The sequence below is a fragment of the Paenibacillus sp. PSB04 genome (assembly GCF_025809195.1).
GTDB classification, from domain to species: domain Bacteria; phylum Bacillota; class Bacilli; order Paenibacillales; family Paenibacillaceae; genus Paenibacillus_AQ; species Paenibacillus_AQ favisporus.
The window spans coordinates 5,976,622-5,989,162 of record NZ_CP081301.1 but is presented as its reverse complement, the minus strand read 5'-3'; the positions used below and the strand labels follow the sequence as shown (position 1 = coordinate 5,989,162).

Genomic DNA, 12,541 nt, shown 5'->3' with positions numbered 1-12,541 from the left:
CTGTTCTTTGATCCAGTTTGGCGGAGAGATCGTGATTTCCAGGGATGTTTTGCCTTTCGGCGGAATGGTTAGACTCTTTATAGACGGGCCGCGGCCGCTTCATCGGCACCAACCGTACCCGGAGATGAAGGCAATGACTACTACGCAGAAAGAAGGGCTTTTTAATGAACGAATCTCTCAAATCCGTAACCGACTGGCTGAACGCGCATAAACAGCAGACCGTTATGATCCGCAAACAGGAGCTTGAGGACATCGACCAGACACGAATCACGCTGGAGGATGTGGAATACAAGCCGAGCACACCGACGATTGACGAATATACCGAAGGGGATTCGCTGATCCTCCACGGCAGCGGAGCTGTGGTGAACGAGCAGGGAGATATCCCGCTTCCGCAGAGCACATACCAAATTTACGTTGACGGATTGAAGCACGCGAATGTGCAGGACCAGCAGCTTTCCATGGAAACGGAACGGGCAAAATATGAAATTTTCATTCAATCGTGAAAAATTTCAATAAGTATCTTTGCATATTCCAATAAATGTGGTAAAGTAAAAACTGACCTTATGACTGGAATTGAAAATTGGTCAGTTTTTGCTGATACGCGTTTAGATGGGAGGAGAACATCATAGGATCGGTCGACCGGAAGAAACAGGTGCTGGGCGCGGCTGCCCGGTCCTTTTCCTTGTTCGGGTACAAGGCGACGACGATGGAGCAGGTAGCGAAGATCGCTAATGTGGGAAAAGGAACGATTTATACGTTTTTTGATACGAAAGAACAGCTGTTTGACGAAATTCTGCACGGCGTCATCTCCGAAATGAAAACGATCATTGAGCGGGAAGTGGATCACCGGAAGCCGTTTTTCGACAACCTGTTCCGGGTTCTGGACTCTCTTCTGGAATTCCGGGGGGAGCATGAGCTGCTGATCAAGCTCTCACAGGAGGTCAGAGACTTCGGGACGCCACAGTCCCAAGAGGCGATGAGCCGGGTGGAGGGTGTCATCCTCGGCTATATGGAGAAGGAAGTCCGGTTCGCGGTGGAGCAACACGAAATCCGCGAATGCGATCCGTCCGTCGTCGCTTTCCTCATGCTGAAAATGTATGTCGCCTTGACGTCCGAATGGAACAAACAGCATCAAGCAACGTTAACCAAGGCGGAAATCAGACAGCACTTCCGGTTGTTTCTGGAAGAAGGGCTGTCTGTGAAATAACCGGGCATGCGTTATATCCCTTTATAAGAGCAGGGAACGCTGCGGCCTTTATCAGGTGCCACGGCGAAGTACCCGAGTACGTCTCGGAGCAATGGCCCCACGTTGTGGGGTCCTTTTGTCCGGAGTATTTCCGTATGCGCAAAACTGACCAATTGAAGAAATCAGTCAATGATACTCGGGAGTGTCTGAGTCATACTAAATCACGTAAAGGGGGAAGCCCGGGAACATGAAATCAATAGCCGTGTTTTTTAAAGATTTGGCGGCGGCCGTAAAAAATCCGAAAGTGCTCATTCCGGTCATTGCCGTCATGTTTATTCCGATTTTGTACAGCGGCGTATATTTGGCGGCCTTTTGGGACCCCTACGGTCATCTGGACCAACTGCCGGTAGCGGTGGTCAACAAGGATAAGGGCGCCGAATTCAAAGGCAAGCAGCTCCACATCGGAGACGATTTGGTGGACGAACTGAAGAAAGGCAAGGACTTTGACTGGGAATTCGTCAGTGAAAAAGAAGCTGAGCAGGGAATCAAGGATAACCGCTATTATATGAAAATTACGATCCCCGAGGATTTTTCCAGCAAAGCGACGACGCTGATGGATGAAAATCCGCAGCCGGCCAGCATCTTATACGAGCCGAACGGAGACTACAACTTTGTAGCCTCCCAGATCGGCAATACGGCCGTAAAAGATATCAAGTCCAAAGTATCCGCGAAGGTAACGGAATCGTATACCGACAGCCTGCTGGACAATTTTACGGAGGTATCGGACGGTTTGGCCGAAGCCGGTGAAGGCGCGGGCAAGCTGCACAACGGCACCAATGATCTGGATGAAGGAGCCGTCAAGCTGAAGGAAAACCTCGGCAAGCTGGCCGCAGGCACACTTGAAGCGAAGGACGGCATGGGTCCGCTGGCCAAAGGGGCAAGCGACCTGACCAAAGGTGTAGGCGACCTGGAAGGGGGCGCCAAGAAGCTTGCCGGCGGGCTCAGCCAGCTGAGCAGCGCGCAGGGTCAGCTGACCGCAGGGGCCGTGTCGGCCCAGAAGGGCGGCGAGCAGCTGTATCAAGGGCTGCAGTCCTCGCTCAAGGGAGCCCAAGACCTGAATGCCGGTCTGAAGAGCGCCGATGAGGGCGCAGCCGGACTGGAATCCGGCCTGAAGGCGTCGGAGAAGGGAAGCTCCGATCTGGCGAGCGGCCTTGAATCTTCCGCAGGCAGCGCTCAGAAGGTCGCCGACGGCGCCAAAGGCGTGGCCGACGGCCTGCAGCAGCTGGCCAAAGCGAGCCCTGAGCTCGCGGCAAACCCTGAGCTGCAGAAGCTGATCGCAGCAAGCCAGGCGGTAGCCGACGGCAGCGCCCAGCTCGCACAGGGGCAGCAGCAGTTGCTCAGCGGGGCGAACTCGCTGAATGCCGGCCAGAAGAAGCTGGCTAGCGGCGCGGCCCAGCTGCATGCGGGCACGCAGCAGCTCACCGCAGGCAGCGGACAGCTCGTACAAGGCCAGCAGCAGCTCGTGGCCGGCGCATCCAAGCTGAATGCCGGCCAGCAGCAGCTTACGGCCGGCCTGCAAACGTTCGGCCAGAAGCTGTCCGAAGCGGCCGGCGGCAGCCAGAGCCTGGTGGGCGGCGCCCAGCAGCTCCTGGCAGGATCCAGCCAGCTGCAGGGCGGCGTGAACAAGCTGGCCAGCGGGCTCGGAACACTTGCCGACGGTTCGCAGCAGCTGAACAACGGCGCAGGTGACCTGAAGAGCGGCATCAGCAAGCTGGAGGACGGTTCGAAGGAGCTGCAGACGAAGCTGACGGATGCGGCGGATAAAACCTCCGAGCTCAAGAAGACTGATGCGCTTGTGGAAATGTTCGCTTCCCCGGTTGATACGAAGGAAATCGATGACCGCAAGGTGCCGAACTACGGCACAGGCCTGACGCCGTACTTCATGTCGCTCGGCCTGTTCGTCGGAGCGCTCATTTCGACGCTGGTCATCTCGCTCAAAGGAACGACGGTTCCTGGCGCTTCCGGCTTCAGCCGGTTTGTCAGCCGTTCGTTGTCCTTCGCGGGCATGAGCTTGTTCCAGTCCGTGGTCGCGGCAGCGATCATTTTGTACGGACTGGGGCTGGAGGTTCGAAGCGTACCGCTCTTCTTCCTCTTCTCCTTTATTACGAGCTTGACGTTTATGTTTATCGTGCAGGCGTTCGTCACCTGGCTGGATATGCCGGGACGCTTCCTGATCATCATCCTGCTAATTCTGCAGCTGGCAACCAGCGCCGGAACGTTCCCGCTGGAGCTGATTCCGGATTGGCTGAAGCCGCTGAATCCTTGGCTTCCGATGTCCCACAGCGTGCTCGGATACAAGGCGATTATCGCCAGCGGAGATTTCGATCTGGTGTGGAAGCAGGCAGGCATACTGGGTATCGACGCCGTGATTTTCCTTGCTTTGACCCTTGTCTACTTCCTGATCAAGGGCCGTAAGGCGAAGGAAGTTTCTGCGGAGCCGCAAACGGCTTAATTGCACTCGCGATAACCATCCATTCACAGGAGTTCCGGTTCTTCCAATCGAAGGGCCGGAGCTCCTTTTCGCCTTATCACGCATAAGATGATACGGGTAGATTTCGGACATTGACGATATTGGGTATAATAAGAAGATACAGACAGGAATGAGGGTAGATAAAAAGATGATAATTCTGAAGACGAAAGACCAGATCAAGTACATGAAAGAAGCGGGCGAAATTTTGGCTGCCTGCCACCGTGAGATCCGCAAGATGATCGCTCCCGGCATCACCACTATAGAGATTGACCGTTTCGCGGAACAATTCATCCGCATGCATGGGGCTACACCCGAGCAGAAAGGATACAACGGTTTTCCTTATGCGACCTGCACTTCGGTAAACGACGTGATCTGCCATGGCTTTCCGGGCAAAACGGTGCTAAAGGACGGGGATATCATTACCGTGGATATGGTGGTCAACCTGAAAGGCTGGCTGGCCGACTCCGCATGGTCCTATCCGGTCGGGAACATTTCCGAGCAGGCGCAGCGCCTGCTGGACGTGACGCATGAATCCCTGTACAAAGGAATCGAGAAGGCGGTCATCGGCAACCGGATCGGCGACATTTCGCATGCGATCCAGGTTTATGCCGAAGGTGAAGGCTTCTCGGTCGTACGCGATTTCATCGGCCACGGCATCGGGGAGGAAATGCACGAAGCGCCGCAGGTTCCCCACTACGGGCCGGCGAATGTGGGTCCGCGGCTGAAGGAAGGCATGGTGATTACGATTGAGCCGATGCTGAATACCGGCACTTACCGAAGCAAGATGGACAGCGACGGCTGGACCGCCAGAACGCTGGACGGCGGACTGTCGGCGCAGTACGAGCACACCCTCGCGATTACGGCGAACGGACCGGAAATTTTGACGGCACAGTAATCGAACTCTCTAGACGGCCTTCAGAAATACAAAAAGAGAAGCACCCTTATGGTGCTTCTCTTTTGTTATGTGGAGCGCAAGCTATCTCAAATACACCGCAACGCAGATGATGATCGCGAGGACCACGGTCACCACGTACATGGAAGTCAGCTTGGACAGATTCTTCTTCGTACGATGCTCGTATTCCGGGTTACGCTTCTTGTTTTCTGCGGAAAATCCGACCCAGAACGTCCCGACAGCAGCCAGCAGGGCGATGCCGATCACGACGATGTAAATCCACATATACAATCACCTTCCTTGATCCCTGGCTGTGCATGACAGGAACGCATTCTTTGCTTCATCATACCATGCACCGGTGGATCAGTGAACCCTTTGCTTGTACTTTCCGGAGTTCACCATCGTAATGGTGACGTCCACGTTTTTCAGCATATCCTCGGTCAAAATAAAATCGGACTGCTTGCTGAGCTCCCTCCATTTGTCAGGGTATTTCCGGTACAGCTTGTCCTCCAGCATGAGCACGTCGGATTTCAGGGCAACGCCTTTTTTATAGCTCTCGATGACTTCCTTCTTGACCAGTTCGGCGGCCATTTTCTCCAGTGTCGACTCGGGTGTATCCTTGATGAGCAGATCTACGTAGGATTTTAGACCGATCCGGATATTGAAGTGTATTTTATCGTTCTCCAATTTGGGTTCGACGACAAAATGCGGCTTCATCAGAATCAGGGTGGCTACGGGAGTCTTACCGATAGGGATGTTGACAGGTGACCGTTCAAGCTGCCGCTGAATCCAGCGGGTTCCCCTCAGGTCATCCTCCGAGAGCCATCCGCGAAGCTCCCGGTTGTCAAAGAAATATGCGCCGGATACCCGGTGCATCGGGTGATCCTTTTTATCCTCATACCAGTCCTTATAGTCGATCGTCAACGAAGGAAGAATTGCTGTCCCGCTTGGTTCTCTCAGCTGGGCCAAAATTTTGAACTCGTAAATGGGCAGGATGAACGAACGCTGTGTATAAATCTGCTGCGGTGATTCCAATACGCTTTCCAGCGGAGAAAAATTCAGGATGGACTTCTCCGTCAAAATGTCTTGAACCGGATCTCTCGTCCCGTATAGCAGCACGTTATAGCGGATCTCCCGGAACCGGTTCAGCATGTCAAACACTTGGTCCATGCCATGCTTGAGCAGCCGCTCGGAACAAACGACCGCTTTCATATGGCCCCAATATACACGGCGCTGGGCCGTCGAGTAGATGGACGTCAGCGATTCGGTCACGGTCTTCCCTTCTCCCGTACCGATCCAGATCGGCACGACTTTACCGACCTGGGCATTTTGGGATTGAGCAACATTCGAGAAGTTCAGCACCTGAATGTAGCTTTTATATTTTCCATCCACATAATCAAGTCCGATCGCCGTCACATAGGCCATATTCTGGATATCCTTGGAGTTCCAGCATCCCGGCAGGAGAAGCAGCAGCGCACAGCACACGATGGATAGCACCGTTCTTTTCATGTCGGAGATTCCCCTTGATGATCCGGATCCTGCGGATTCAGGAAGGAGGTGCGGCTTTTGACTTTATCCCACGGCAGACGGATGACCGAGTTGATAAAATCCTTGAACCGGAAAGGCGAAACCGGCGCAAGATAGGACTCTCCGAACGTCCGGAGGCGGGATACGTAGATCAGCAGCAGAATCAAGCCGAGAATGAGACCGTACATGCCCAGAAACGAGGCGATCAGGAACAAGGTGAACCGGATAACACTGATGACCGACGTTAAGCTTTGGTTGACCAGGGTCGCGCCAGTGACGGTCGTAATGGCGCCTACGACGACCGATGACGGAGAGACCAGCCCGGCACGGATGGCGGCGTCGCCGATGATAAGACCGCCAATGACGGTCAAGGTCTGGCCGATCGTGGTGGGCAGCCGGATGCCGGCCTCGCGGAAGATTTCAAACAGCAGGAGCAGCAGAAACAGCTCCATCTGAGCGGAAAAGGGCAGGCCCAGACGGGTCACTGAAATGGTCGCCAACATCCGGTATGGGAGCTGGTCCTGGTGAAATGCGGTCAAGGCCACCCAGAATCCCGGAAGAGCCACGGACAAGACGAGACTGAGCACGCGAATCAGGCGCACGAAGGAGACATAAATGTAGTTAAAGTGGATGTCTTCCGGCGACTTCATGAGCAGGGACAGCGAGCCAGGACCCGTAAGCGCCATCGGATTGCCGTCTACGATGATGACAAATCTCCCGTTGATCAACGAGCTGACCGCGTAATCCGGCCGGCCCGTAAAATCGATTAACGGCAGCAGGGAGTACTTCGAGTCGGACAGCAGTTCCTCCAGCTGGCTCGCCGTATACAGTCCGTCCATGTCGATTTTGGACATTCGCTTTTTGACTTCCTCCAGAAGCTTCGGTGAGATGATGTCATCAATGTAAAGAAGCGATACGCGCGTCCGTGTTCGTCTGCCCATAATAAACGTCTCATTGCAGAGTGTTGTGCTGCGGAGCCGCTTGCGGATCAGCGCGACGTTTGTGCTGATATCTTCGGTGAAACCGTCTTTCGGGCCTTTGACGGAAATTTCAGTGGTCGACTCTTCCGGGGTCCGCTTGGGCATGCTGCTGATGTCCATCGTATACAGCTCGTTGGTATGCGGGAGGAACAGGACGACACTCCCCTGAAAGACCGCTTCTTCCACCTCGCTGCTGGGCGCGTTGTGCTTTAGCGCGCTCAGCGGAAGTTTGCCTGCAAGCAGTTCGCCTTTTTTGGATGGAAGGCCGTCCTTCTCATACATGTCGTAGAGCTCCGGCAGAATGACTTTGCCGATCTGCGACGACTCGCACAGACCATCAGCAAAGACCAATACGATTTCCGAATAAGGATTGGATTTGCTGAGCCGATGCATTTGGACTTTAATATCTGCACTTTTCGCAAACAAATCGTTTAGCTTACTGAAATTCCAAAGCGTCGGATCCTCCGAGGGGTTGTCTTCCTTTTGGTCTTTTTGGGACTTGTTATCATCCGACTGGCCGTCTTCTGAAGTTTCGTTATCGGTATTTTCATTTTTACTTTTACCTTTGCCATGCTCTGCATCTTCATCGTTTCTTTTATCCTTGTTATGTTCAGGGCCGCTGTTGTCCCCGTTGTCATCTTCGGTGTCGTCCAGCGGTGCGCGATTTTCCTGGCCCGACTCTTCTGAAGACGGATCTTCCGATGAATGGTCGCGCCGTTTACCTTGATCCCCGCTTTTTTCGTGATCCTGGTCACGTTTATCACCATGCGGATGACCTTCTGATTTCTGGTCCTCTGCTGGTTCATTGCTCCCTTGGGGCATGTTATGTTTATTTTCAGTATCCGTCATGTCGTACGTTCCCTCCTTTTCTCCGGAATGAAGGACATGCCAACGCACAGCAGGGAATACGCGATTCCCAAGATCAGCGATGCCGGAAAATAATTCCGGTACATCATGTTATAAAAGTCCTGCTGGCTGTACGGAAACATGCACAGCACGATGTAACTGAACGTAAGGGCGAGGATAAATCGGTTCCGCATCGTTTGACTGGAGAAAGGCATAATATCCGCAAGCAAAAACAAGGATAGGCTGACCCGTACGGTTGACCCGGCAAGCCACTGATACACCGACAAAAAGTCCACATGTTCCACATAATCGCCGATTTTGACAAGCCGCCACTGCTCATAAGGGGACGTGGCCTGCTTGGCCGCTTCATACGGCCCGAATTCGGTGATGGCTCCTATAACGGGTCCCAGCGTAATCCAAACCATCAACAGCGCAAACACGACCATATGCCAGGGTTTCACATTCGACCGGATCCGGTGCTGCATCGTGACGATGACGATGAGTTCGATGAACGCACCTCCGGCATACAGCATGCCATGAACAGGCGGCACCCAGCCGTGCTCCATCAAGGGGAACAGCAATTTGTAATTTTTGTGCGCCGTATTGGCAACCGAGACGAAAATCCCCAGGAAGACGACAAGAGGCAGCAGGACGCCAGCTCCAATGGCCATGGAGCGCAGCCCGGTTTTTGCCATGTACAGGCAAACAAGAGCCAGTACGGTAACGAGCACCAGCTTCGGCGTGGCCGGTAGGTAATTGGTGATCGTCCAGGTGGAGGTATGAAGAAGCGTAAGGCCACCTATTAAATACAAATACAGGCATATCGGGGCCATGAGGACCCAGGAAATCCATGGTTTGGTCCGATCGGCAAGCCATGGCTGCAGCTTCCGGTTTCCGGATCTCTTCATGAACAAGACGAGCAGCAGCGACCAGGGCACGTAAAAGACCGCCGCCATGATGACGGAAACCCAGGCATCTCTGCCGGACGAGTCCAGAATCATGGGATTCACAATGACATGACTGGTCAGCCCGTTCATTAACATGAGGATCATACAGATTTGGGAGAAACTCATTCGATTGACAGAACCCATCGCGCTTATCACTCTATTCCGGTTAGGCTTTGGTTAAGATTATGGGTAGTATGGTAAAGAACGGTGAATTTTATGTATTTACATAAATTGAACAAAAGTTTTGCATGGAACTTCCTGCTATCTCGCCCAGTAATGGCCTATAACATTATTTAGTTCATTCTATGTACGTAGATATTTTCAAAATATCTAGAAGGAATAGGAGGAACAACACTGCTTTTATATAAAAAAAGACCGTGCCAATACCGGCACGGCCTGTTCCTATTATTTTATTCCTTCCGCAGCAGCGCTTCGCCTGCAATGCCCGGATTGGTCATTTGGTAAGGATCGAGGATGATGTTCAGCTCTTCTTCCGTCAGCACGTTGTACAGCAGGCACAGCTCCCGAACCGACTTGCCGGTCGTGATCGCTTCGCGCGCAATGCGGGAGACGACTTCGTAGCCGAGGTGCGGATTCAGTGCTGTAATGATGCCGACGCTGTTCTCGACATATTCCCTGCACCGCTCCACATTAGCCTGAATGCCCTCGACGCAGTGCTCGCGGAACACCCGGAAGCCCTGATTCATAATTTCCAGCGATTGCAGCAGGTTGTAGACGAGAACCGGCTCCATGACGTTCAGCTCCAGCTGGCCGGCTTCGGATGCCAGGCAGATCGTATGGTCGTTACCGATCACCTGGAACGCGATTTGGTTGATAACCTCGCACATGACCGGATTGACCTTCCCCGGCATAATGGAGGAACCCGGCTGGCGTGAAGGGAGAGAAAGTTCCCCAAGTCCTGCCCGTGGGCCGGAAGCCATCAGCCGGATATCGTTGGCGACTTTGGACATGTTCATCATGCAAATTTTTAAGGCGGCGGACACCTCGGTGTAGGCGTCGGTATTCTGGGTGGCATCGACAAGATGATCTGCTGCCTGCACCGGAAAACCGCTGAGCTCTGCCAGAATTTCAGCCACGCGCTTGATGTAGGTCAAATCGGCATTGAGGCCTGTGCCGACCGCTGTGGCGCCCATGTTGATATGCAGCAGGTTGTTCTTGGTGGCTTTGACCCGCTCAATGTCACGGCCCAGCACGCGGGCGTATGCCTGGAATTCCTGCCCGAGACGGATCGGAACGGCGTCCTGCAGATGGGTTCGGCCCATCTTGATCACCGCGTCAAACTCGTTGGCTTTATCGACGAAGGCCTGATGCAGATCGGTCATGGTGGCCACGAGCTTGTCAATCATGGTCAGTGTCGCCAGATGGACGGCGGTCGGAAACGAATCGTTGGTCGATTGGGCCATGTTGACATGGTTGTTCGGGCTGATGTCGGCGTAGCTGCCTTTTTCCTTGCCCATCAATTCCAATGCTCGGTTCGCAATCACTTCGTTCGTATTCATATTTATCGATGTACCGGCGCCGCCTTGGATCGGATCCACGATAAATTGGTCGAGCCACTCACCGCCAATGATCTCATCTGCGGCTTGTACAATGGCCTCACCTTTGGCTGGAAGCAGCCGTTTAATTTCCATATTAGCCAATGCTGCAGCCTTTTTGACCATGGCCATCGACCGGATCAGTTCAGGATGCAGACGCTGTCCGGTAATCGGAAAGTTCTCCTTTGCGCGCAGGGTTTGAATGCCGTAGTATGCATGGTTAGGAACTTCTTTGGTGCCTAGAAAATCTTTTTCCAATCTCATGAAAATCAATCCTCCGGGTATCTGTACTGGATAAGTCAAAGAGCCGCATGTAAACGCTGTGATTTGTCGGACTCGCTACCATTATACGCTGGTTGTCTTGAAATTTGCTAGTTTATTGTCAACGAGGGGTGTAAAGATCATTCATTTGTCCACTGAAAACGGACGATACGGACCTGGGGGACGGTGAATGACTTACTTTTACATACATACGTTTGACCCTTGTATTGGTGGCAAGGCTTACATAGAAGGAGCTTTTACACTTCGCACAGCTTGGCATAAAAAAGAGGAGGCGTATCATGTTCATAGTCTGGCCGTCGGTGGTTGTAGCGCTGGCAGGCCCGAGTCTCCGGAGGAGAGGAACATGTTCAGAGAAGTCATTGACAATGCCGACCAACCGATGACAAAGGATCGTCTTCATTAACATACCCGGAGGATGAGTGTTTATGATTCGTCACATCGAAGAATTGGTGAACAAGCCAAAAAGCCCGGGTAGGCGAACAAGCATACCCGGGCTTCTCTATAATATAAGCATATAAATCGGTTAAACGGAATGCGGAACCTTCACGTCTGGATTTACGTCGGCTTCATAATCGACGCCATCCGTCTCAAAGCCGAACAGCTGGAAGAATTCGCGGCGGTACCCATGAAGATCGGTCAGATCATAGATGTTGTCCGATGTGATGCTGTTCCAGATGTCGGCGACTTCAGCCTGCACATCTTCGCGGAGCTCCCAGTCGTCGATGCGGATTCTGCCGACTTCATCCACAGGCGTTTCGCCGCCGGTATACAGACGGTCGGTAAACAGGCGGTAGGTCTGCTCGATGCATCCTTCGTGGATGCCTTTTTCTTTCATGACCTTGTACAGTGCGGAGATGTACAGCGGCACGACCGGGATCGCCGAACTGGATTGGGTCACCAGCCCTTTGCTGACAACGACATAAGCGCGTCCGTTTTTGGCCGCCAGCTGGTCGTTTAGCTTCAGCGCAGTGGCTTCCAGGTGATCCTTGGCTTTGCCGATGGAGCCTTCCCGGTACACGGCCTGGGTGATGTCCGATCCGATGTAGGAGAAGGAAATGGTGGCGGCTCCGTCGGCCAGCACGCCGCCATGCTCCAGCGCATCGATCCACAGCTGCCAGTCGTCCCCGCCCATAACAGCAACCGTACCGCGGACTTCTTCTTCCGTAGCGGGTTCAATGGTCACTTCGCTGATTTCGCCGGTGTGGAAGTTGACGGTTTTATTCGTATAGGGCTTGCCCAGCGGTTTAAGGGTGGAATTGTACACTTCGCCGGTGACCGGATCGGTTCTCCGGGCGGATGCCACACTGTACACCACCAGGTCGACCTGACCGAGTTCGGAACGGATCAATTCCACCGTTTTCTCCTTCGTTTCAGTCGAGAAGGCGTCCCCTGTCACGCTGAAAGATTTTAGCCCGGCCGCTTCAGCTGCTTGTTCAAACGCGGCGGAATTGTACCATCCGGCGGAGGCTGTCCGTTTCTCGGAACCGCTGCTTGGGCGGTATACTCCTACGGTATTCGCTCCGGCTCCGAATGCAGCTGTGATGCGTGCCGCCAAGCCATAGCCGGTCGACGCGCCGATCACGAGCACGTTTTTCGGCCCTTGGACGGCCGGCTTGGATTTGACGTAATCGATTTGGGCCTGGACCTGCGCAGCGCAACCTACAGGATGTGCCGTCGTGCAGATAAAGCCCCGGGTTCTTGGTTTGATGATCATGTGAATGATTATCCTCTCTTTGTTAAAGTAAAGTATCGTTTGTTTGGAGTCAGGTTTATGTATACCATACTACAGCCATGA

10 protein-coding genes are annotated in these 12,541 nt (G+C 53.4%); 4 read left to right on the top strand and 6 right to left on the bottom strand.

All coding sequences use genetic code 11. The features are described from left to right. Nucleotides 1–164 precede the first annotated feature (164 nt). The 4 genes from K2F33_RS27515 to map all read left to right on the top strand — a co-directional run bounded on the left by K2F33_RS27515 (nucleotide 165) and on the right by map (nucleotide 4,611). Nucleotides 165–503, top strand: coding sequence for a protein YmzB (locus K2F33_RS27515; protein ID WP_145134607.1), 339 nt, complete (start codon nucleotides 165–167; stop codon nucleotides 501–503). Between the two features lie 122 nt (nucleotides 504–625). Further along, the gene (locus tag K2F33_RS27510; RefSeq protein ID WP_263882464.1) at nucleotides 626–1,207 is read left to right on the top strand and encodes a TetR/AcrR family transcriptional regulator; all 582 of its coding nucleotides are present in this window, start codon (nucleotides 626–628) and stop codon (nucleotides 1,205–1,207) included. 226 nt (nucleotides 1,208–1,433) lie between these two features. Further along, a complete protein-coding gene (locus K2F33_RS27505; RefSeq protein WP_263880082.1) occupies nucleotides 1,434–3,698 on the top strand; it encodes a YhgE/Pip family protein in 2,265 nt (754 codons plus the stop codon). 166 nt (nucleotides 3,699–3,864) lie between these two features. Then, nucleotides 3,865–4,611, top strand: coding sequence for a type I methionyl aminopeptidase (gene map, locus K2F33_RS27500; RefSeq protein WP_263880080.1), 747 nt, complete (start codon nucleotides 3,865–3,867; stop codon nucleotides 4,609–4,611). An 81-nt stretch (nucleotides 4,612–4,692) separates the two neighbouring features. Here the strand turns inward: map and K2F33_RS27495 are convergent, their stop codons facing one another. The 6 genes from K2F33_RS27495 to fabV all read right to left on the bottom strand — a co-directional run bounded on the left by K2F33_RS27495 (nucleotide 4,693) and on the right by fabV (nucleotide 12,460). Beyond that, on the bottom strand, nucleotides 4,693–4,893 hold the full coding sequence (locus tag K2F33_RS27495; protein ID WP_089546697.1) for a hypothetical protein: 201 nt from the start codon (nucleotides 4,891–4,893) through the stop codon (nucleotides 4,693–4,695). 78 nt (nucleotides 4,894–4,971) lie between these two features. Next, nucleotides 4,972–6,117, bottom strand: coding sequence for a Ger(x)C family spore germination protein (locus K2F33_RS27490; protein ID WP_263880077.1), 1,146 nt, complete (start codon nucleotides 6,115–6,117; stop codon nucleotides 4,972–4,974). After that, nucleotides 6,114–7,964 (bottom strand): spore germination protein, encoded by a 1,851-nt coding sequence (locus K2F33_RS27485; protein ID WP_263880075.1) that lies wholly within the window; start codon nucleotides 7,962–7,964, stop codon nucleotides 6,114–6,116. The genes K2F33_RS27490 and K2F33_RS27485 overlap by 4 nt, the downstream gene beginning before the upstream one ends. Then, nucleotides 7,961–9,034 (bottom strand): endospore germination permease, encoded by a 1,074-nt coding sequence (locus K2F33_RS27480; protein ID WP_263880073.1) that lies wholly within the window; start codon nucleotides 9,032–9,034, stop codon nucleotides 7,961–7,963. The genes K2F33_RS27485 and K2F33_RS27480 overlap by 4 nt, the downstream gene beginning before the upstream one ends. Before the next feature lie 284 nt (nucleotides 9,035–9,318). Continuing rightward, nucleotides 9,319–10,728 (bottom strand): aspartate ammonia-lyase, encoded by a 1,410-nt coding sequence (aspA, locus tag K2F33_RS27475; RefSeq protein ID WP_076167538.1) that lies wholly within the window; start codon nucleotides 10,726–10,728, stop codon nucleotides 9,319–9,321. A 541-nt stretch (nucleotides 10,729–11,269) separates the two neighbouring features. Next, entirely contained in the window at nucleotides 11,270–12,460 is a 1,191-nt protein-coding gene (gene fabV, locus K2F33_RS27470) for an enoyl-ACP reductase FabV (RefSeq protein ID WP_263880071.1), read from the bottom strand. Nucleotides 12,461–12,541: the final 81 nt, after the last annotated feature.

Excerpts from the sequence above, each read along its gene's own strand:
- K2F33_RS27515 (WP_145134607.1), top strand. The coding sequence starts at position 165 with ATGAACGAATCTCTCAAATCCGTAACCGACTGGCTGAACGCGCATAAA.
- K2F33_RS27505 (WP_263880082.1), top strand. The coding sequence starts at position 1,434 with ATGAAATCAATAGCCGTGTTTTTTAAAGATTTGGCGGCGGCCGTAAAA.
- map (WP_263880080.1), top strand. The coding sequence starts at position 3,865 with ATGATAATTCTGAAGACGAAAGACCAGATCAAGTACATGAAAGAAGCG.
- K2F33_RS27495 (WP_089546697.1), bottom strand. The coding sequence starts at position 4,893 with ATGTGGATTTACATCGTCGTGATCGGCATCGCCCTGCTGGCTGCTGTC.
- K2F33_RS27490 (WP_263880077.1), bottom strand. The coding sequence starts at position 6,117 with ATGAAAAGAACGGTGCTATCCATCGTGTGCTGTGCGCTGCTGCTTCTC.
- K2F33_RS27485 (WP_263880075.1), bottom strand. The coding sequence starts at position 7,964 with ATGACGGATACTGAAAATAAACATAACATGCCCCAAGGGAGCAATGAA.
- K2F33_RS27480 (WP_263880073.1), bottom strand. The coding sequence starts at position 9,034 with ATGAGTTTCTCCCAAATCTGTATGATCCTCATGTTAATGAACGGGCTG.
- aspA (WP_076167538.1), bottom strand. The coding sequence starts at position 10,728 with ATGAGATTGGAAAAAGATTTTCTAGGCACCAAAGAAGTTCCTAACCAT.
- fabV (WP_263880071.1), bottom strand. The coding sequence starts at position 12,460 with ATGATCATCAAACCAAGAACCCGGGGCTTTATCTGCACGACGGCACAT.